General features: G+C 71.0%; 12 protein-coding genes. 10 read left to right on the plus strand and 2 right to left on the minus strand.

Annotation, left to right across the window (positions count from 1 at the left end):
• Positions 1-244: 244 nt before the first annotated feature.
• Genes OQ02_RS30485 through OQ02_RS30530 form a run of 8 tightly spaced genes read left to right on the plus strand, consistent with a single transcriptional unit; the run spans position 245 to position 11,555 of the window.
• Positions 245-826 (plus strand): YbaB/EbfC family nucleoid-associated protein, encoded by a 582-nt coding sequence (locus OQ02_RS30485; protein WP_331281559.1) that lies wholly within the window; start codon positions 245-247, stop codon positions 824-826.
• Positions 826-1,143 carry a WXG100 family type VII secretion target gene (locus tag OQ02_RS30490; protein ID WP_033442096.1) on the plus strand — a complete coding sequence of 106 codons (318 nt, stop codon included), beginning with the start codon at positions 826-828 and terminating at the stop codon, positions 1,141-1,143. The genes OQ02_RS30485 and OQ02_RS30490 overlap by 1 nt, the downstream gene beginning before the upstream one ends.
• A gap of 58 nt (positions 1,144-1,201) precedes the next feature.
• Positions 1,202-6,877: a WXG100-like domain-containing protein gene (locus tag OQ02_RS46820; RefSeq protein WP_156077400.1), complete on the plus strand. Its 5,676-nt coding sequence runs from the start codon at positions 1,202-1,204 to the stop codon at positions 6,875-6,877.
• A complete protein-coding gene (locus OQ02_RS30510) occupies positions 6,877-7,272 on the plus strand; it encodes a hypothetical protein (protein ID WP_037329695.1) in 396 nt (131 codons plus the stop codon). The genes OQ02_RS46820 and OQ02_RS30510 overlap by 1 nt, the downstream gene beginning before the upstream one ends.
• Entirely contained in the window at positions 7,272-7,667 is a 396-nt protein-coding gene (locus OQ02_RS30515) for a hypothetical protein (RefSeq protein WP_051772980.1), read from the plus strand. Before OQ02_RS30510 ends, OQ02_RS30515 begins: the two co-directional genes overlap by 1 nt.
• A complete protein-coding gene (locus OQ02_RS30520; RefSeq protein ID WP_051772981.1) occupies positions 7,667-8,095 on the plus strand; it encodes a hypothetical protein in 429 nt (142 codons plus the stop codon). The genes OQ02_RS30515 and OQ02_RS30520 overlap by 1 nt, the downstream gene beginning before the upstream one ends.
• Positions 8,096-8,121: 26 nt before the next feature.
• Positions 8,122-10,269, plus strand: a complete 2,148-nt coding sequence (locus OQ02_RS30525) for an ADP-ribosylglycohydrolase family protein (protein ID WP_033442100.1) — start codon at positions 8,122-8,124, stop codon at positions 10,267-10,269.
• Between the two features lie 2 nt (positions 10,270-10,271).
• Entirely contained in the window at positions 10,272-11,555 is a 1,284-nt protein-coding gene (locus OQ02_RS30530) for an ADP-ribosylglycohydrolase family protein (protein ID WP_081916050.1), read from the plus strand.
• Positions 11,556-11,559: 4 nt separating this feature from the next.
• On the opposite strand, the gene OQ02_RS30535 is transcribed toward OQ02_RS30530, so the two are convergent.
• Positions 11,560-13,269, minus strand: coding sequence for an HAL/PAL/TAL family ammonia-lyase (locus OQ02_RS30535; RefSeq protein WP_033442101.1), 1,710 nt, complete (start codon positions 13,267-13,269; stop codon positions 11,560-11,562).
• Positions 13,270-13,662: 393 nt separating this feature from the next.
• Between OQ02_RS30535 and OQ02_RS30540 the strand changes: the two genes are divergently transcribed.
• Positions 13,663-14,508 (plus strand): hypothetical protein, encoded by an 846-nt coding sequence (locus OQ02_RS30540; protein WP_033442102.1) that lies wholly within the window; start codon positions 13,663-13,665, stop codon positions 14,506-14,508.
• A gap of 46 nt (positions 14,509-14,554) precedes the next feature.
• Here OQ02_RS30540 and OQ02_RS30545 read toward each other — a convergent pair whose 3' ends face one another.
• Complete coding sequence (locus tag OQ02_RS30545) at positions 14,555-17,941, minus strand: helicase-related protein (protein ID WP_231500301.1); 3,387 nt, start codon at positions 17,939-17,941, stop codon at positions 14,555-14,557.
• 170 nt (positions 17,942-18,111) lie between these two features.
• Between OQ02_RS30545 and OQ02_RS30550 the strand changes: the two genes are divergently transcribed.
• Positions 18,112-20,775 (plus strand): DEAD/DEAH box helicase, encoded by a 2,664-nt coding sequence (locus OQ02_RS30550; RefSeq protein ID WP_033442104.1) that lies wholly within the window; start codon positions 18,112-18,114, stop codon positions 20,773-20,775.
• The last annotated feature ends 6 nt before the right edge of the window (positions 20,776-20,781 follow it).

Consider the following 20,781-nt stretch of genomic DNA (forward strand, 5'->3'; position numbering starts at 1 on the left):
CGACACCGTCATCTGCGAGAAGTACCAAGGCGTCCCCAAGGGCTCCGAACCCAAGAAGATCGGCGAAGGCGCCGACGGCAAGAACTGCTTCTACTCACCGTCCGACATCACCCAGCGGTAGTCGGTGATCCCGGGGTCGGGGCCGAGGCCTCGACCCCGGATCAACCGATCGCACCCGGAGGTGCCGCCCGAACCGCTATGGTCCTGATCAACACCACGGTGCGATCAGGGGGGAATCCTGGCGATGTCGGGCGACGATCGAGCGCGCCTCGAAGCGCGCAACGCCGCCATGAAGGAACAGGTCAACGGCCTGTTGGACACCTTCAACCGGCAGGCCGAGATGCTGCGCGAAGCGCAAGTCGCAGCCGCGCGGACCACTGCTTCGCTGACGTCCAAGGACGGGTTGGTCCGGGCCGCGGTCGACTCCGGCGGCGTGCTCACCCACCTGGAGTTCGCGCCGTCCGCGTTCGAGCGGTCCACGCCCGAGGCCCTGGCCAGGTCCGTGCTGCAACTCGCGCGTGAAGGCGCGAGCCAGGTGAAGCAACAGGTGAACGACCTGATGTCGCCGCTCACCGAGGGCCTGCCCGACTTGTCCGACCTGGTCGAGGGCGCGCCGTCGCTGTCGGCCCTGCTCCCCCGCTTCGACGCGCCCCCACCGCCACCGGTCACGCCGGACGACGACTCGTTCGAGGACCGCAGTGCGCTCGCCGGCCGTACGGAGCAGGCACCGCCGCCACCACCACCGCCACCGCCTGCCGCGCGCAGGCGCACCGCGTCGTCCGATGACGAAGACCTGCCCGACAGCTGGCTCAAGGGGAGCTACTGATGGGCGCGGGTGGCTTCGACATCAACCCGGAGGCCGCGACCACCGCCGCCACCGAGCTCGGTTCGGCGGCGGACCAGTTGCAAGCGGCCGGCAGTGCGCTCGCCGACGCCCTCTCCGCCGTCGGCGCGTGCTGGGGCGGCGACGAGTCCGGCCAGGAGTTCGCCAAGGACTACGTGCCCGGTTCGGAGGGCACGGTGCGGGCGTTCGCGTCGTTGGTGGAAGGGCTGCGCGGGATGCGCGGCAGCGTGGTCGACGCGATGACGACGTACCGGGCTGTCGAGGACGCGCAGGCCGAGACGTTCTCGCGCGGGATCTGAACGGCGATGCAGACCGGTCCGGGGCCGCAGACGGCGTGGCGGGGGTAACGCTGTGGGCATGGAAATACCCGACGAGGTCAAGTGGCTGCTGCCGATCGTCGTGGGCGAGAGCTGGCCGGAGGGCGACGAGGACAAGCTCCGCGAGCTGCGCGACGCCTGGCACCGTGCGGCAGAAGCGATCCCGCAGGTGAGTTCGGCCGCCGACCGGGGTGCGTCGTCGATCATCGGTGAGTGGAGCGGGGAGAGCGCCGAGGCGTTCGAGGAGGCCTGGCAGAAGTACGTCGACGGGGACGAGGCGTACTTCAAGTCGCTCGCCGAGGCGTGCCAGGCCTTGGGGGATTCGTGCGACGCGACGGCGCTCGACGTCGAGTACACGAAGTACATGATCATCGCTTCGTTGATCATGCTGGCGATCTCGATCGCGGCCATGATCGCTTCGGCGGTGGTGACGTTCGGCGCGTCGACGGCCGGCATCGTGCCCGCGCAGATCGCGACGCGCATGACCGTGCAGATGATCTTCCGGCAGTTGCTGCAGAAGCTGGTGCAGCAGGGGTTCAAGAAGGTCGCGCAGCAGGTGTTGCAGCGGGTGCTGCGGGAGGTCGCGACGAACGTGGCCACCGGGGTGGCGCTGGACGCCGGTATTCAGGCCGTGCAGATCGCCAGTGGGGACCGGAAGTCGTGGGACTGGAGCAAGACCGGGGACGCTGCGGTCGGTGGGGCGGTGGAGGGCGTGGTCGGTGCCGCGTCGAACGCCGTGCCGGCGGGCGCGACCAGGGGTCTGACCGACAGCGTCGGTGGCCAGGTCGTCGACGGTGCGGTGCGTGCCGCGACCCGTGGTGCGGTGGAGGGTGCGGTCACCACCGTGGGGGAGGCGGCGGTCACCGGGGAGTTGGACCAGCTGTCGGCGAAGGACGTGCTGATGGGCGCGTCCGGCGGGGCGGTGGACCGGGGTGTCGGCGGGGCGACGGATTCGCTGGGCGCGATCCGTGACATGGACGTCGACACACCGGACACGGATGCCTCGCCGGACACCGGCACTGGCACGGCCGGCACGTCCGTTCCCCGATCCGGCAGCGGTGCGGACGACGTACCGGTCCGGGAGACGGCAACGCGGACTTCGGGACTGTCACCAAGCCTCGCAGACCGTCCGGACACCGCCGCAGCCCAGTTCGGCACCGGTCAGCCCGGCGTGACCAGCGGCAACCAGCCCGCCGGCCAATCCTCCGCGTCCGCACCGACTTCGCAGCCGTGGGTACCGCCAGGCGGGACAAGCCCAGCCGCCAGCGCACCCACAGGCCAAACCTCCACCCAGCACACGGCCACGCACCACACGACCGGCTCCACGTCACCAGGCAGCGCAGGCCAGCCCTCCCCCACAGCCACCTCCAGCCAGGGATCACCCACGCCGACCGGCGGTGGCCAGTCCACCCCGGCAAGCACCACGAGCCACACCGGCTCAGCACCAACCAGCACTCCCAACCAAGCCACCTCCACCCCCGCCCCCAGCGCAGCCGCCACCTCCAGTCCGGCCCCCAGCGGCGGCGGCCCAGGCAGCACCTCCAACCCCACACCGGGTGGCAGCACCGGCACCAACCCCTCACCCGCCGGCAGCCCCAGCCCCAGCACCACCCAAGGCACCAGCTCCACCACCTCCGGCATCAACTCCAGCCCTCCCCCAAGCGGCAGCCCCAGCCCCGCACCGGGCAGCAGCACCACCCCAAGCACCGGCACGGGCACTAACACCGCCACAGGCACCAGCACCACCGCAGGCACCGGCACCAGCCAGGGAAACCCCTCCGGCGGTTACGGGAGGGCTCCCGCACCGGGTCCCGGCTTCGGCATGGCTCCCCCTCCCCCCGGCCCTCCTCTCGGCACTCCCCCCGGCCCTCCCCCCGGCGGCTTCGGCCCACAACCAGCCGGTTACCCCACCGACCCCGGCCGCCAGCAGAACCCGCCCCACGGCAACGTCTTCGCCGCAGGAACAACCGGCCCGCAGTCCGCACCCCGTTTCGACACCCCACCACCGCCGCGCCACGACACCCCACCCGTCCCGCAACAGCACGGCACCCCGCCCCCACCGCCGATGCCAGGACACCAACCCGGCGGCACACCCCCACGCGCCTTCAACCAGGGTCCGCCACAGCGCGGTCCCCAAGGCACACCACCACCACGCGGCCCGGTCCCACCACAGCGCGGCCAACACGGCTCGCCACCACACGGCGCGCCACCACCCCGTGCCGACATGCCCCCGGCCGGCCGCCCCACACTGCCGCCCTACACGCCCGCACCCCCGCCGCCACGGGCTCCGATGCCGCCTCCCGCGCGCCCGATGGGTCCTCCACCGGCACACCGCCCACCCACCGGTCGCCCGCCGATGCCCCCACAGGGCTACGCGCCGAACGCCCCGCACCCACAAGGCCCGCCACCCCCGCGACGTCCCGGACCGGCCTTCCCACCGCCCAACACACCCCGCCCGCAAGGTCCGCCGCCAGCCGGTCCCCGCAGGCCGCCCGAGCCTGCCGACTCACGGCCGTCCGGCCGTCCGGACACCACCCGCACCCCAGGACCGGTCACCCCGCCCCAGACCCGCGCCCCCGAGCCGCCGACCCCGCCCAAGACTCCCCAGGTTCCCGAGGCAACCACCTCACCCGAGCCCAAGCGCACCCCCGAACCCGCGCCGGCCGCACCACACCAGGAGCCGACGCCACCCATCCAGCAGGAAGCGTCGCCTACCCCCGAACCAACGCCCGATCAAACGATCGACACCACCCCCGCCAACACCACCAACACCGACCACGTCGAGCACAACCAGACCGACACAGACCCCGTCGACACCGCCCTCGCTGACACAGATCCCGTCAACGCGGACCCCATGGATGCCGACCCCGTTGACGCCGATCCTGCTGACACGGACCCCGTGGATGCCGACCTCATCGACGCGGCCCTTGTCGACACAGATCCCACAGACGCCGAGCCCTCAGACGCCGACCCCGTCGACACGAACCCCCTCGACACGGACCTCGGCGAGGACTACCTGTTCGACCCGGACCACCGCGCCACCGCCTCCGACACCGCCGCAATCGCCGCCGGGATCTCCAGCGACGACCGCCGCATCCAGCTCAGGCAAGACGCCCTCGCACACCGGGACGCCTCCGAGTCGCTGTCCCGCCTGTCCGACGAAGGCGCGATAGCGCTGCACGCCTACACCGGCCACGACCTGTTCGCCTCGGCCAACACCGCGCAACGGCTCGGTCCCGACGGCAAGCTCGCTGACGACAAGCCCGTGGACTTCCAGCGCGCCAGGCACCAGGTCCGCGCAATCGTGTCGGCGATCAACGAGCTGGACCCGGTCGAAGTCGAACTGGTGCGCGGTATCGACGTCAGGGGCAACCCGGTCCTCGCCAAGATGATCGCGGACCAGTACGAGCCCGGCCGGACGACCGTCGAGCCGACCATCGTCAGCGCCTCGATCAAGGAGTCGCCGGACTTCGTCTCCAAGTTCGGCGAAGACGTCGAGATCCACATCCAGGCCAAGACCGCCCGTGACATCCACGAGCTGTCACAGTGCAAGGACGAGCGCGAAGCGGTCACCAAGCCGGCCACCCAGTGGTACACCCACGCCAAGGAGACCATCGAGGTCGAGCGCGGCGGGAAGGTCAAGCAGAAGACGATCATCCGGGTCGAGGAGGTCCTGCCCGGCGACCCCCGCTACCTCGACCGCACGGCGGCGGAGCAGGAGATCGCCGACCGGCGTGCCGCCAACAACGCCAACAAGAAGACGTTCGACGAACTGCTGGCGAAGTCGATCAACGAGCGGCTGGATGGTGGCAAGTCCGACCAGCCGGAACCACCGAAGCCCACCCCCGCCAAGCGGGAAAGCAACGTCATCAACTACCGGCTCGGCGGCGGCAGCGGCGGTTTCGCGGGCGCGGACCCGATGTTCGACGGTGGCCCGATCGATGTCGACACCACCGGAAGCCACGACTGGTCGCCGCTGTCCCGGGCCACCAACCCGCCGTCCGAACCCGCGATCCACGCCGATACCGCCAACGCCAACCAGTCGGCCAAGTACGTCGCCGAGCGACACCCGCACCTGGCCGGCGTCAACCCGCGCTTCCACGAGGCGAACGCGTACGAGCAGGGTTACCAGACCAACTGCACGCGCGGCGTCGTGGCGAGCGCGTTGCGGCGGGCGGGCATCGACGCCGAAGCCGGGCCACTGCGGCCGGAGCAGATGGAATCCCTCGGCACGTTGGACCACGTCCAGGAACAGCTGGGTGGCGAGTGGCAGTCGCACAACGACTACGACGACGTGATCCGTGCGATGCGCGAACAGCCGCTGGATTCGCGCGCGGTGATCGCGGTCAAGTACCTCGGGCCGGACGGCGTCGAGTACGGGCACGTGGCGGAAGTCGTGCACACCCGCGAGGGCGTGGCGTTCGTGGATCCGCAGACCAACTCGCTGATGAACCTGCCCCACCCACCGGTGACGCTGGACCTGCTCCCGTACGACCTGGCCGAAGCAGCCGACCGCCACTCGACGCACGCCGACACAGAAACGTCCATTAAGGACACGACTGCCACCAGCGACACCGGCTACGGCGCAGCCGAGCCCACCCAACGGCACGAGGACCGCCCACCACCGACCCGCGAGGAAATCGGCCGCTACCTCCAGGAGTCACGCGTCCAGGAAGCCATGCGGGTGGCGGACGCGATCAGCCAACGCGATCCGGACTCCCGGATCACCGTCGACGGCCAGAAGCTGCACATCGGCGAGGCCATCGCCGCACTCCTGCCGCGCCATCCCGAGCTGGCAGCCCTCCTGCGCGACGTTCCGTTCCTGGAGAACTCGCTACTGGCCCGGCCTCAGACCTTGGCCAACCTGCTGAGGCACCCGCAGGCGATCGAGGTGCTGCAGGACTGCGTCCGAGAGGTCAACGAACACGAGGACGGCCCGGAAGCCCTGGCCGACCACTACGACGCCGAACCGACCCCAGGCCCCGCACTGCTCACGCCCGAACAGGCCGAGTTGTCCCAGCGTGCCAAAGACATCGCCCAAGACAGTCCCGGGTCGCACCGTTGGCAGCCTGACTTCATCGAGGCGAACAAGGACGACATCAGCTACCGGGAGCAGTACCTCGAAAGCCTGTACAGCGACTGGCCGGTCAAGCAAGGGCAGTTACACGCGCTAGCCGACGAGGTCGCCAGGGCGACCGGGGGTGACGCCTTCTCGCGCAAGACCGAGAAGAGCAGGGTCCGGGCGATGGACAAGATCACTGGGTACCAGGGGTACGCTGCCAGGCTTGTCGACCTGGTCGGATCCAAGATCCAGTACCGCTCGGTGGCCGATGCCTACCGGGGCCTGGAGGCCCTGCTGGACAAGGTGGAGCAGGACGGTTCGAAGATCAGCATCGTCGGATTCGACGACCGGTTCCTGGCTCCCCAGAAGAGTGGTTACCGCGATCTCCAGTTCAGCGTGCGCCTCGAACTCGAAGACGGCACGGCCCACGTGGCGGAACTACGCTTGCACTTGAAAGCGATAGACGATGTCGCGGAGTTCGAACACGCATTATTCGAGGTTCGTCGTGACTTCAAGGCGCTCGCCAAGGAGCAGGGTCGTATGATGACCCCGGAAGAACGCGCGCTGACCGGAGCGATCCTGGCCAGGGAACAGGATCTGTTCGGTGAAGCGTTCAGGCTGGGACGGGGAGCCGTCCGGAATGGTGGCGAGTGATGGTCCAGACCCCGGCCTACTTCAAGTACTACGGCTCGACCTTCGTGCTCGACACCGATCCCGAGGGCAACTGGGTCGGACATCGCCTCAACATCGACACCGGCGAGTTCGAACTCGACAACAGGCCGATCACCGAAGTGCTGCTGGCCACCTCGACCAGCGATGTCACGGTCCTCGACCGGGACGACTTCATCTGGTGGACCGAGCAGGAACGGGGTCGACTCCGGGGGGACGGCGCCGTCTTCGCGCTCTACGAAACGATCGACGCCATGTACGAACAGAAAGAACGCGAAGGCCGCAAAGCGTTCACCCCCGAAGAACGCGCGTTGATCAAATCGATCCGCCGACGCACGTTCAAGATGTGGAACAACCCTGTCCCGGACGGTGATCGGTGATGGTGCGGACCCCGGCCTACTACGAGTACTACAAGTCGACCTACGTCCTCACGACCAACTCCGAAGGCGACTGGATCGGCTATCGCCTCAACACCAGAACCGGCGAGTTCGACCTGGACAACCGCCCCATCCCCGAAATCCTCCTCGCAACCTCCACCAGCGAAGTAGCCTCCCTGGACTACGACGACTTCGTCTGGACCACCGAGGAGATCCGGGGTCGACTTCGGGGGGACGGAGCCGTCTTCGCGCTCTACGAAACGATCGACGCCATGTACGAGCAGAAAGAACGCGAAGGCCGCAAAGCGTTCACCCCCGAAGAACGCGCGTTGATCAAATCGATCCGCCGACGTATGTTCAAGATGTGGAACAACCCCATCCCGGATGGTGCTCGGTGATGGTGGAAACTCCGGCCTACTTCAAGTACTACGGCTCGACCTTCGTGCTCGACACCGATCCCGAGGGCAACTGGGTCGGCCATCGCCTCAACATCGACACCGGCGAGTTCGAACTCGACAACAGGCCGATCACCGAAGTACTGCTGGCCACGTCGACCAGCGACGTCGCCGTGATCGACCGGGACAGGTTCATCTGGCGGACCGAACAGGAACGCGGTCGGCTCCGCGGTGACGGTGCGGTCTTCGCGCTCTACGAGACGATCAACGCCATCTACGACCAAGCAGCCCGGGAAGGTCGCAAATCGATCACGCGCGAAGAACTGGCGTTGATCAAGTCGATCCGCCGGCGGACGTTCAAGATGTGGGAAGACGAAGCCGCCCGGCGAGCAGCCGGCGAACCGCCCACGTTCACCGTCAGGCGGCCGTGATGACGACAGGGAAGGGTTGAGCAGGGGTGGAGACCGCGGAGGCGGTGGCCAAGGTCGAGGAGTGGCTCCGGGCGGTCCACGGGGCGCGGGGGGTGCGGGTCGACCACGGGAAGGTGCGCCGAGTACCCGAGGGGTGGTCGGTGCCCTACAACTCCGTGGCCTTCTTGGACGGGGGCGACGCGGGCAAGGCGATCTTCCCACCACCGCGCCTCGTCGTGCGCGAGCCGGACGGGCAGTTGCGGGAGGCCAGCCCTCAGCCCGGCGGCCTCAGCATCCCCGCCCGGACACCCGGTGAGGTCTACTGGGCGGAAATCGTCGATCCGGAGGTCGCCGCGTCCGGCTTGGGTTACCTCGGCGTGCCCGAGAGGGCCATCGGCGGCTGGTCACGGGTCGAGCCCGACGGCACGCGGGCCGGTGTGGAACGCGTCAACGACCGCTACCGCTCCGGCCCCCTGCGCCTCGGCTTCCTCCCCCCGGCCAACCCGCTGGAGTGGATGCTGCTGTTCGCCGCCGTCGGCTGGTTCGACGACGACCGCCTGCTCACCGGCCTCACCCAGACCGACGTCCTCGTCCCCCGCACCGGCCTGGTAGGCAAGCGGACCGCGGACTGGTACCCGGTGTACTCGTCCACCCGGCACCTCCCCGCCGACACCACCGAGTGGCGGCGGGTGGACCTCGCGAGCCTCGTTGCGGGCTTCCCGGAACCGACCCGGCTGACCTTCTACAGCCCGGCCGGTCCGCGCGACGTGTCCACGGTCGACCTGGCCGACGCGTTGCAGCGGTTCCCACGCCTCCGTCCCCCCGTAGACGTGCCCGAGTCGCGGTTCGAGGTCGGCGAGGAACCGGCACGGCTGGCGAAGGACATGGCGGCGAAGCTGGGCCTCCGCTCGCCCGCCGACGTCCCGGTCCACGAAGCCCGCTACGCCCGCGCGAACGGCTTCGAGCTCACTGACGACGAGATCCGCCGGACGGTCGTCGGGAAGTCCTGGCAACAGCTGGTCCACGAGACCGGCGACCCGCAGCGGTGGCCTGCCGAAGCCGACCTGGCCGCCAACGGCCTCCAACCCGTCTACGACGACGATGGCCGGATCACGCCACAGGTTGACGCGTACGGCAAGTACTGCATCCAGGCTTCGACCGGCTTCCGGTACGGCTACGGGCGCGTCACCGGCGCGTTCGTCGGCTTCGCCCTGGGCGAAGCACTGGGCCGCGCCGTGGACACGCTCAGCCGGGACGAGATCCGCGAGCACTACGGCCCGCACGGCGTCACCGACCTGGTCTCCGGCGAGATCGGCCCGCTCACCCAACGCCTGCTGTTCCTCACCGAGGGCGCCATCCGCAGCCCCCACGGTCGGGCACCGGACGCGGAGGCGGTCCTCGCCGACGCCGCCACGGGCGGCCTGCTGCGCTGGCTGCACACCCAGGGCGACACGGTCCCCCGCGAGATCGACGGGTGGCTGGTGCGCGTAGCCGACCTCTACGCCGACCGACTCCCCGACGCCGACGAACTGGCCGCCATCCGCGACCTCGCCCTCGGCCGAACGGGCACGGGCTCCGGTCCGGCCGCGCTGCTCGCCGCGCTCCCGGCCGCGCTCACCGAAGGCGGTCCGGGAACCGGCCTCGCCCAAGGCCCCAGGGCAGCCGCCCGCGCAATCGCCGCCCTGACCACCCGGTCCGAAGAGGACATCGCCGCCACCGAGTACCTGACGGGCGTCTTCCAGATCGTCCTGGAGGACAAGGTGAACCCGACACCGCTGTGGTTGGCGGGCCGCGATGTCCAGGTGCCGGGCGTGGACGTGGTGTCGACCTTGCCGGACTACGGCAAGTTCGGCCTGGTCGACGCCTTCAGCCCCGACGAGATGGGCGCCGGACGCGACACGACGACCGTGCTGCGGCAAGCGTTCTCGGCGATCGCCGGGTTCGAGCACAAGCCCGAGCGCGCGCTGGTGCGCGCGGTCAACCACTCCGGGCGCAGCGCGTTCACCGGTGCGCTGGCGGGGGCGCTCCTCGGCGCGCGCGTCGGCATCCCCGGCCTGCCGGCCCGGTGGCTGGAACGGCTGGAGCTGCGCCACCTGGTGGAGAACCTGGCCACCGACGCCTTCCGCCACTTCAACCGCGCCTCGCCTCTCGGTGGCGCCTCGGGCCACTGGACGACGAGATACCCCAGGACGTGACCATGTCAGGCGACTTCCTCTCCGACGCCGACCTCGCGACGCTGGCGGGCCTGGTGCGCAAGCAGCACGCGGCCGACGCCCGGCCGGGACCGCCACCGCGTGACGTCCTGCGGGTCGAGCTGCACATCGGGATCGACGAGGCGGGCCGGAAGTTCATCACCCGCGCACCCGCAGCGGCCACCCCGGACGCGATCCGACCCGCGCCGTCCACAGTGGATCGACAGCGTTGGCGGGGCTGCGTGCTGGCGGGTGCCGTGGCGGACGCGCTGGGCGCGCCGATCGAGTCCAAGCCGATGGACCAGATCCGCGAACTCGCCGGACCACTCGGCGTGACGGGCATGATCCCGGCCTACGACGGCGTCGGCCGGATCACCGACGACACGCAGATGACGTTGTTCACCCTGGAAGCGGTCATCCGCGCGCACGCCCGGCAGCGGCGCGACGGCAGCGGTGACGTCGTGCGCTCACTCCGGCTGGCCTACCAGCGGTGGCTGCACACCCAGGGCACGCCGTGGGTGAGGGCCCGCGGCCCCCAGCACACCTCCGAGACCCCGGACGGGTGGCTGATGGGCGTCCGCGGGCTGTTCAAGCGACGCGCGCCCGGCGCCACGTGCTTCTTCACCCTCCAGGACTACGGCCTCACCGGCCGCGCCGGCACGATCGCCCAGCCGGTCAACGATTCCAAGGGCTGCGGCGGCGTGATGCGGGCGGCACCGGTCGCGCTGTGGTCGCCGGACCCGGCCGTGGTGTTCGAGGTCGCCGCCGCGTCCGCCGCCATCACGCACGGCCACCCCAGCGGCTACCTGTCGGCCGGTGTGCTCGCCGTGCTGGTGCACCAGTTGCTGCGCGGCGTGCCGCTGCGACCGGCCCTCGACACCGCCCGAAGCCACCTCGTCCGCTGGGACGGCCACGAGGAGACGTCGGCCGCCCTCGACGCCGCCCTGGCGCTGGGCGGTCCGCCGACGCCGGAGAAGGTCGCGTCCCTCGGCAACGGCGCGGTCGGCGAGTCGGCGCTGGCGATCGCGGTCTACGCGGCGTTGTCGACCGAGAACCTGAACGCGGCGCTGCTGGCGTCGGTGAACCACGACGGCGACAGCGACTCGACCGGCGCGGTGTGCGGCAACATCGTCGGCGCCCTCTACGGCGAGGACGCCATCGACCCGACGTGGTTGGCGCAGCTCGAACTGCGCGACGTCATCGAACGGCTGACCGACGACGCCACCGCCGAGTTCGGCCCGAACCCGCCCACGGACGACGACTGGCACACCCGCTACCCCGGCGACTGACGGCTCAGGCCGCGCACCTGCTCTGCTCCGGGCTGAGCGCGGCGCGCACGTCCCGGCTGAGTTCGCCGCTGCGCACGAGGTCGGTGGCCTTCTCCAGGTCGGGGGTCATGTGCCGGTCGTCGACCAACGGCCCGACGTGCCGGCGGACCGTCTCGTGCAGTCGCCGCGTGCCCGCGCCCAGCGGGAAAGCGGCCATCTTGTCCTTGATGAGGTCGATGCCCTGCGCCGACATCATGACGTGGACGGCCAGCACTGTCTCCAGTCGGTCGAGGTTGCCGTGCAGGGCGCGCACGGAGGCCATCGCCATCGTGTTGTGGTCCTCCTGCCCGAACTTCGCCGGCCGGGACAACGTGCCGGCGGGCGTCGCCAGCTGCTGCATCTCCGGCACCAGCGCCACCGCGACGGTCTGCACCTGCACCATGCCCGAGTTCAGGCCGACTTCGCCGCCGGCGAGGTTCGCGGGCAGGTGGTAGCTCCACTTGTCCGCGAGCAGCCGCGCGGACAGCTCTTGCGACAGCACGCCGAGGTCGGCGACCTGCGCGTTGAGCGAGTCGATCTCGTGGCCGATCAGCGCCGCGTCCCAGTTGCCGCCCATGACGAACTCGTGACCGCCGCCCTCCTTGGGGAACACCAGCGGGTTGGACGTGGACGCGTTCGCCTCGCGCTCGATGTGGACGCGCGCGTCGGCCAGGCGTTGTCGCAGCGCTCCGACGATGTGCGGGGTGGCGCGCACCGAGACCGCGTCCTGGATGCGCGGGCCGTCGTCGCTGATCGCCTTGCGCCCCTCGTCGGTCATCCAGCCGGTGCCGCAGACCAACACCCTGGTGACCCGGGCCGCCTCGACCTCGGCCGGGATGCGCCGCTCGTCGTGGGTGCGCGCGTCGAACGCGCCCTGCTCGGCCCTCGTGGCCTCCAGGAACAACGCGAACGCACCGTCGTAGGTGTCCACCAGCCGCTCGGCCCGCACCACCGCGTCGACGTACCGCGCGGTCAACACGCTGCTGCCGCTGATCAACGGCAGCGCCTCGCCCTGTTCCAGCTGGAAGCCCGGCGCCAGCCCGGCCGCGGCGAGGATGTCCGGCGCAAGCCCCTCCCTGCCCTCGAAACGGGCTGGTGCGAGCTCCCCGGTGAGGACCAGGCCTGCTGCCGCCATCGGCTGGAGGTCACCGGTGCCCAGCGACCCGATCTCCGGCATCCTCGGCGTGACCCCGGCGTTGACCAGCTCCAGGATGCGGTCCACGAACTCCGGCCGCACCCCCATCGTGCCGCGCGCCATGGAGTTCGCCCGAAGTACGAGCGCCAACCTCGCGACGCGGTCGGACAACGAGGGGCCGACGCCGGCGGCGTGCGAGCGCAGCACCCGGCGCTGGAACTCCACCCGGTCCGCCTCGGCCAACGGCTCGTCCTTCAGCGGACCCAGCGCCTGGTTCCAGCCGTAGACGCGCTGTCCGGCCGCCAGTGCCGCCTCGGCGCCCTGCCGGGTCCTGACCATCTCCTGGCGGGACCTCATGCCCAACCGGACCGTCACCCGGTCGGCCTCCAGCACGTCGACCAGCTGGGCCCACGTCAACGAGTTGCCGTCCAGCTCCACGTCGGCCGTCCCGACCACGTGCCCGGCCTGCCGTACCGCGACCGGCGCGGGTGCCGCGGCGGTGCTCGACACCGTCACGGCGGCGACCGCGATCACGACCAGAAACCGCCACGGGAACACCATTGGAGCTCCTGCCCTCGTTCCACCGGCCACGTCCGACCACCCGATCCTGACACCGCCGACGCCCCGCAGCCCGGCCCGCGCCCCGAACCGAGCCATCAGGTGAGGCCGGCCCGCATGCGCCGTCACGAACGGGTCGAACCGTCGACCGCACGTCACCGGACCGGCCTCCCGTCACCGTGTCGTGAGCAGCCGATCGGTCTGCGCTCGCGCATCGGCAGGGTCGACGCGCCAGCGGCTCGGTCACACCGAGGGCGTCTGTGGTTGGTTGCCCCGGGCCGGCACCGGATCGTTCCGGCGTCTCCTGCCGGGCGGAGGCGGAACCCCGGCCCGAGGCACGGCGTCTCGCACGGTGTACCGGTCCCGCTGCACTGTGAGATGCACTGTGAGGTCGCCATGCCCTTGCGTCGAACCCTGTCCACGCTCCTGGCCGCCGTCGTCGCGGCCGTGATCCTCGCGCCACCGGCGTCCGCCGCCATCCCCGGTGACGAACTCGTCCTGTCCGACCCCGCCGGGCCGTCGTCCTCCCCCACCCGGATCAACTCGGTGTCCTGCCCGGCGGGCAAGCAGCTGACCGGCGCGTTCGCCTACGTCCGGGGCAACAGACGGGACGTGCTGATCACCGCCCTGCTCCTGTCCACGTCCACCGCCTCGGCGATCGCCCACGAGGACCAGGACGGCACCACCGACGAGTGGTACCTCATCGTGGAGGCGATGTGCGCGCTGCCCGTGCCGGGCCACACCGTCGTCTACGCCACGTCGGACTACACGTCGGCCAACAAGCAGGTGCGCGCCACCTGCCCGACCGGCAAGAAGCTCCTCGCCACCGGCTGGAACACGCAGGGCGCGGGTCAGGTGCACGTCAACCAGGTCGCGCAGGCACCGGACCTCACGAGCGTCGCGGTGACCGGCATGGAGGACCCTGACGGGTACTCGAACACCTGGCGGCTGACCACCTACGCGGTGTGCGCGAACCCGTTGCCCGGCCAGGAGTTGCACACGGCGACCTCACCCGTGAACCCGCACGACAAGTTGTTCGACGTGCGGTGTGACTGGGACCAGCGGCGGCTGGCGGCGGGCTGGTCGTTCATCGGCACGGGTGGCGTGACGCCCGCCGGGCAGGTGCTGCCGAACATCTGGGCCGCCGGCACGTCCTGGTACGAGCTGGACGTCTGGGAGGACGACGACGGTTTCGCGCACGACTGGTACGCGATCGGACGGGTCGTCTGCGTCGACCGGTGACCCGACCCGGTCGGGGGACGGCGCGGACCGTCCCCCGACCGGGCGGTCAGAACGGCGCGGTGCCGGCGTCCCAGGTCTTCGACCAGTCGGCCCGGACGCCGGTGGCCGAGAGGTCGCCGAAGTCGACACCGGTGAACGGCGCGGCGACGTAGCGGACCTCGTCGTGCTCGGGGCCGCGCGCGCTGACCGCCACCAGCGCCAGCCGGTAGTCGGGCACCGCGTTCTTCCCGGTGACGATCTCGTTGTGGGTCACGTAGAAGTCGTCCGCGCCCTCGATGCGCGCCTTCACCTCGATCCGGATCGACGGACCGCCGTCGCGCGACACCGAGAGCACGTCGTACCCGGGGTTCGCGAACGGCTGCTCCCGCGGTTCCCGGCCGAGTGCCCGTTCGGTGGCCAGGACGAGGTCCACGCCGCGGCGTTCGACGGCTTTGGTCTCCCTGGCGTGCAACGGCGAGTCGGACGGGAGGTCGACGTCGGCCGCGGGCAGGACCAGCGCGGCCGTCACGATGTGCGGCGGCTTGGGGGAAAGCTCGCTCTGCTTGTCCAGCAGCGCCAGACGTGCCTCGCGACGGGCCCTCAACTCCTGCGCCTTGCGCGTGAGGCTCTCGGAACCCTCCTTCGGCTTGACGCCGGACCGCTCCCGGTCGCGTGCCGCCGCCGCTTCGCCCTCCAGCCGGTTCGCCTCGTACGTCAGCCGCTGGTCGACCTGCTTGCGGGTCCGCTCGACCTCGGCGACCCGACGTGACGCGACCTCGTCGGCGTACTGCTGGAGGCTGTGGCCGATGATCCAGCTCCGGGCCCGGGACTCGGCGTCGGCGAGCCAGGACGGCTTCACCACGGCCGCCGGGTCCGGCACCGGCACGCAGTCCAGGTACGGCGCGGGACCGGCGGGCGTCACCTGGCCGGCGGCGTCGACGTAGGCGTAGCCGAACCGGCGGGCGATGCTCTCCCCGGTGCCGTCCACGACCTCCTCCACGACGGCGACCAGCAGTCGCGGTTCCCCGATCTCCGCGGACACCAGGACCGTGCCGCGGTCGAGCACCCCTCCCAGCTGCGTGGTCGCGACCTCGGCGACGGCGTCGTGCAGCGGGTGGCCGGGTGCGAGCAGGTCGGCGCGGGGCTTGCCGTCCACGTCGACGAGGTCGAGCGCGAACGTGACCCGCTCGTAGCGGCTGGCGACCGGACCCCGCTTGGTGACGCCGCGTACGCCCGGCGGCACGTGGGTGATCTCGTAGCGACCGCGTTCGCGCCTCACCAGCCGTCCGCCGAACCGCTCGAACGCGGCCCGGAACGCCCACTCGACGTAGTGCGGCTGGAGCCGCCGGGCACGCGCCTCCTCCATCCGGCCGCGCACCGCCGCCAAGTCGCCGTGCGACATCGCGTGGTGGGTCAGGGCGCGGTCCTGGAGGAGTTCCCTGAGGCCGTGCGCGACCGACTTGTCGAGCACCTGCTCCATCCTGGCCCGGGTCTCCGGCAGCTCGCCGTACCGGATGGCGTCGATCAGCAGGTCGCGCAGCGGCGTCTCGTCGAACGCGGCGCCCAGGACGTCGAAGACCTTGCCCCCGTAGGCCTTTCGCTGTTCGTCCACCTTCTCCAGCAGCCTGGTGAACACCGCGCCCTCACGGGTGTTGGCGGCCACGAGGTTCCACAGCCGGCACACCTCGGTCTGCCCGATCCGGTGCACCCGTCCGAAGCGCTGCTCGATGCGGTTGGGGTTCCACGGCAGGTCGTAGTTGACCACGAGGTGCGCGGCCTGGAGGTTGAGCCCCTCGCCCGCCGCGTCGGTGGCGACGAGAACCCGGCAGGCGGGGTTCTTGGTGAACTCCTCCGTGGTGGCACGCCGATCCGCGCGCCGGACGCCGCCGTGGATCTCGCGGACCGCGTCCGCCGCGCCGAACAGCGCGCGGATCTTGCGACCGAGGTGGTGCAGGGTGTCGCGGTGCTCGGTGAAGATGATCAGCTTGCGGGGACGTTCGGCGGCCGGGTGGATGAGGTCGTTGTCCTCCAGGATGCGGCGCAGCTCGACCCACTTGCGGTCGGTGCCCAGGTCCCGCACGTGCTGCGCCGCCACGACCAGGTCGGCCAGCTCGGCCAGTTCGGCGTCGAGCTCCTGGACGGTGCGGGCGGCGGTGGCCGCGTCCAGCAGCTCCTCCTCGACCGCTTCGACCTCGGCCGCGCTGCGGTCGTCCGCGTCCCAGTCGCGCGGGTCGATCACCGGCTCGACGGCGACGTCACGACCCTGCACCAGGTCGTCACGGCGCCGCGTGAGGCGTCCGACCCTCCGCACCAACGACTGGTGGATGGCCTCCGGGCTGGACGCCAGGCGCCGCTGGAGGACCGTGAGGGCGAAGCCGACCGTGTTGCGGCGCTTGTCGTCCAGCCGCGCCGCGCGGTTCATGCCCTCGCGCACGTACCCGGTGACGCGGTCGTAGAGGTCCTTCTCCTCCTCGGTCAGCTCGTACGGCACGGTCTGCGCGATCCGCTCGGGGAACAGCGGTCTGCCCTCGAACGTGAGCAGGTCTTCTTTGATCATCCGCCGCATGAGGCCCGAGGTGTCCGGCCGGGGGACGACGCCGTCCTTGAACCTGCCCTCGAACCCGTCGCGCTCGAGCAACGTCAGGAAGAGCTGGAAGTCCTCTTCCTTGCCCGCGTGCGGGGTGGCCGTCATCAGCAGCAGGTGCCGGGTGTGGTCGCGCAGGGTCTCGCCGAGCAGGAAGCGCTTGGTGCGGTCGACCTTGCCGCCGAAGTAGTGCGCGCTCATCCGGTGCGCCTCGTCCACCACGACCAGGTCGAACTGGGTGTCCCGGAGCTGCGCGGTGAGCTCTTCGCTGCGCGAGAGCTGGTCCATCCGCGCGATGAGCAGCGGGTGCTGCTCGAAGACCGTCGTGCCGAGCGCCGCGTCGACGAGGTCCTTGCCGAGGATGTCGAAGCGCAGCCCGAACTTGTAGAACAGCTCGTCCTGCCACTGCTCGACCAGTCCACCGGGCGCGACGATCAGGCAGCGCCGGACGTCGTCGCGCAGCAGCAACTCCTTGACGTAGAGGCCCGCCATGATCGTCTTGCCGGCGCCGGGGTCGTCGGCGAGGAGGAACCGCAGCGGGGCGCGGTCGAGCATCTCGCCGTACACGGCCTGGATCTGGTGCGGCAACGGGCGCACGTCACTGGTCGCCACCGCGAGCATCGGGTCGGACAGGCCCGCCAGGGAGATCCGCTGCGCCTCGGCGACCAGCCGGAAGTCCGACGCGTCGGCGTCGAAGGGCCTGCTGCCCGCGTCGGACGGGCGGAGCTTGTCCTCGTCGGCCCTGAACAGCACCCGCTGACCCAACCCGCTGCTCACGGTCTTGTAGGTCAGCTCGACGGCGTCCGAGCCGTGCGGTTGGGCGGCGATCACCTGGACCGGCTCGCCGGGCACCACGCCCAGCACCCGCACGCCCGACCGAAGATCCTCAAGCCGCACCGACTACCCCCAGCCCACACCGCACCGTCGAGCGGAACATCGCCGCAGGGGCCCGATTCGGTACACACCCACGCTCGCTGGGCCCCGCAGGTGATGTGCTCTACCCTCACCCTTCCCCATTCCCCCGAACCCCGCAGCGGTGCATGAACAAGACTGAACGCCAAGAGCTCCGGCGGCTCGTGGACGACTCGCAGCAGTGGAGTCGGCGCGCTGCCGAATCACAGTCCCGGCGCAAGGCCGTCCGGAACGCGGCACGTGCCGCTGAACAACGGCTGGCCGCGCGCGCCGTGGACGTCAACCGCGCCGGGAAGACCACGTGGCAGGTCATTCCACTCGACGTGGAAGACAAGCAGGCCGTAGCACTCCTGCACGACCGGGCGAACCTCCCGAAGCGCTCGACCGACGACCGGGACCTGCTGAAGGCCCTCACCGAAGACGTGCCGCTCGTGGTCGGCGCGGTCTCCCGGGTGCTCGGCGTCCGGCGGTTCTTCACGGGATCGGCGCGGAAGCAGACGGCGGGCGAAGCTGCCTCGTACCTGCGGGACCTGCACGCGGCGGTCCTCGGGACCGACGGCCCGGCGCGGCTCGACCGGCTGGGGACCTTCGACGACCCGGTCGACGCCTCGGAGGTCGCGCTCGACGCGCTGCTCGACCCGGCGCTCCGCTTCGACCTCGTCTCGGGGCGGAGCGATCCCGGAGCGCTGGTCGTCGACCGGTCCGCCTTCGCCGGGTTGCCCCGTGCGCTGGAGTCCATCGCCGACGCCCTCGCCAACGAGGAGTCGTACCGCGCGGCGGCGCACAAGGCCGGTGAGGAGGTCCGCCGCGCGGAGGTGAGGCGGATGCTGGCCGGGATGCCGGTGGACGCGCTCAAGACGGCCACCCGCGACCGCCTCCGGTTGGGTCCGCTGGTCGAGGCGGGCATCGTCACCGTGCTGGACGTGCTGCGGAACGCCGGGTCGCTCCAGTCGCTGCCCGGCGTCGGCGAGACCTCCGCGCGCCGCATGGTGGGCGCGGCGCAGACGTTGCGGAAGACGACGTTCGACGAGATGCCGGTGCGCATCGACATCGCCAACCGCCACCCCGAGACCACCGAGCTCCTGGACCGCCTCGCCGACTGGGACTCCAGCCGGCGGACCCGCGGCGCGGCGGCGGACCTCGAACGCGCGGCCGAGCTGGCGCCGCTGGGCCGGGCCGTCGGGCGCGGCACGACGCACCTCCTCGTCATCCCCACCCGGAAGGCACCTGCCGACGGGTTCCTGGAGAGCGTCCGGATCGTCATCCGCCGGGCCGGGTTGCTGGACGGTTCGAGCGCGTCGGCGGCGCGGGACGCCGGTGCGGACCCGTGGGACGACTTCCTGGCCCGCCCCGCCGACTACTTCGCCATGCTGTCCGAACTCGGGTTCATCACCGAGGACGAGACCTCGACGCACGGCGACCTCCCGGAGGAGATCGTCGAAGCCGTGCGCGACCAGGCGCTCAGCGGCGAACACCTCACCGCGTCCCTGCGCGGCTACCAGAGCTTCGCGGCGCGGTTCGCCCTGGTGCAGCGCAAGGTCGTCATCGGGGACGAGATGGGCCTCGGCAAGACCGTCGAGGCGATCGCCGTGCTGGCGCACCTGCGCAGCGCGGGCGAGACGCACTTCGTCGTGGTGTGCCCGGCGGCCGTGGTCACGAACTGGGTCCGCGAGGTGGGCGGGAAGTCGAGGCTGCGCGCGCACCGCGTCCACGGACCCGACCGCGAGCGCGCAGCCCGGTCGTGGGCGCGCGACGGGGGCGTCGCCGTCACCACGTTCGAGACGCTGAAGTGGTGGGAGCCCGCGCTGACCCGCGTCCGCGACCTGGCGTGCGTCGTGGTCGACGAAGCGCACTACATCAAGAACCCCGCCGCACACCGGTCGATGCGCACCGGCGACCTCGTCGCGCGGGCGGACCGGGCGATCCTCCTCACCGGCACGCCGCTGGAGAACCGGGTCGAGGAGTTCCGCACCCTCGTGTCCTACCTGCGGCCCGACCTCACCGCGCACGCCGACGACCTGTCCGCCCGGACGTTCCGGCGGCGGATCGCGCCCGCGTACCTGCGGCGCAACCAGGAGGACGTGCTGACCGAGCTGCCCGAGCTCATCGAGGTGGACGAGTGGCTGCCGCTCTCGGCCGCGGAGGCGTCGGCCTACCGGGCGGCCGTCCTCCAGGGCAACTTCATGGCGATGCGCCAAGCCGCGATGCGCCAGGGCAGGCGGTCGGAGAAGCTCCGGCGGCTGGTCGAGATCGTCCAGGAGGCCGAGGCCAACGAACGGCGCGTCATCGTGTTCTCGTACTTCCGGGAGGTGCTGGACCTCGTCGCCAGGGAACTGCCGAAGCCGGTGTTCGGGCCGTTGAACGGCTCGGTGCCCGCGGCCAAGCGGCAGGAGGCGATCGACCGGTTCTCCGCGGCCAGGCACGGTGCGGTGCTGGTGGCCCAGATCGAGGCGCTGGGCGTGGGGCTGAACATCCAGTCGGCCTCCGTCGTCGTCATCTGCGAACCCCAGCTCAAGCCCACCACCGAGGCGCAGGCCATCGCCCGCGCGCACCGCATGGGCCAGGTGCGGTCGGTGCAGGTCCACCGGTTGCTGTCGGAGGACAGCGTGGACCAGCGGATCACCGAGCTGCTCGCCCGCAAGCGGCAGCTGTTCGACGAGTTCGCCAGGGTCAGCGACACGGCCGACTCCAGCCCCGAGGCGGTCGACCTGTCCGAGGCGGAGCTGGTGCGGGAAGTCCTTGCCGCGGAACGGAAGCGGTTCGCCGAGCGGGTCTCCGACCACGAGGGCTGAAGCCGC

This window comes from Saccharothrix sp. NRRL B-16314 (genome assembly GCF_000716595.1).
Taxonomy (GTDB): Bacteria; Actinomycetota; Actinomycetes; order Mycobacteriales; family Pseudonocardiaceae; genus Actinosynnema.

Coding starts and splice junctions, on each gene's coding strand:
- OQ02_RS30520 (WP_051772981.1), top strand. CDS start 7,667: ATGGTGGAAACTCCGGCCTACTTCAAGTACTACGGCTCGACCTTCGTG.
- OQ02_RS30490 (WP_033442096.1), top strand. CDS start 826: ATGGGCGCGGGTGGCTTCGACATCAACCCGGAGGCCGCGACCACCGCC.
- OQ02_RS30530 (WP_081916050.1), top strand. CDS start 10,272: ATGTCAGGCGACTTCCTCTCCGACGCCGACCTCGCGACGCTGGCGGGC.
- OQ02_RS30485 (WP_331281559.1), top strand. CDS start 245: ATGTCGGGCGACGATCGAGCGCGCCTCGAAGCGCGCAACGCCGCCATG.
- OQ02_RS30535 (WP_033442101.1), bottom strand. CDS start 13,269: ATGGTGTTCCCGTGGCGGTTTCTGGTCGTGATCGCGGTCGCCGCCGTG.
- OQ02_RS46820 (WP_156077400.1), top strand. CDS start 1,202: ATGGAAATACCCGACGAGGTCAAGTGGCTGCTGCCGATCGTCGTGGGC.
- OQ02_RS30515 (WP_051772980.1), top strand. CDS start 7,272: ATGGTGCGGACCCCGGCCTACTACGAGTACTACAAGTCGACCTACGTC.
- OQ02_RS30550 (WP_033442104.1), top strand. CDS start 18,112: ATGAACAAGACTGAACGCCAAGAGCTCCGGCGGCTCGTGGACGACTCG.
- OQ02_RS30510 (WP_037329695.1), top strand. CDS start 6,877: ATGGTCCAGACCCCGGCCTACTTCAAGTACTACGGCTCGACCTTCGTG.
- OQ02_RS30540 (WP_033442102.1), top strand. CDS start 13,663: ATGCCCTTGCGTCGAACCCTGTCCACGCTCCTGGCCGCCGTCGTCGCG.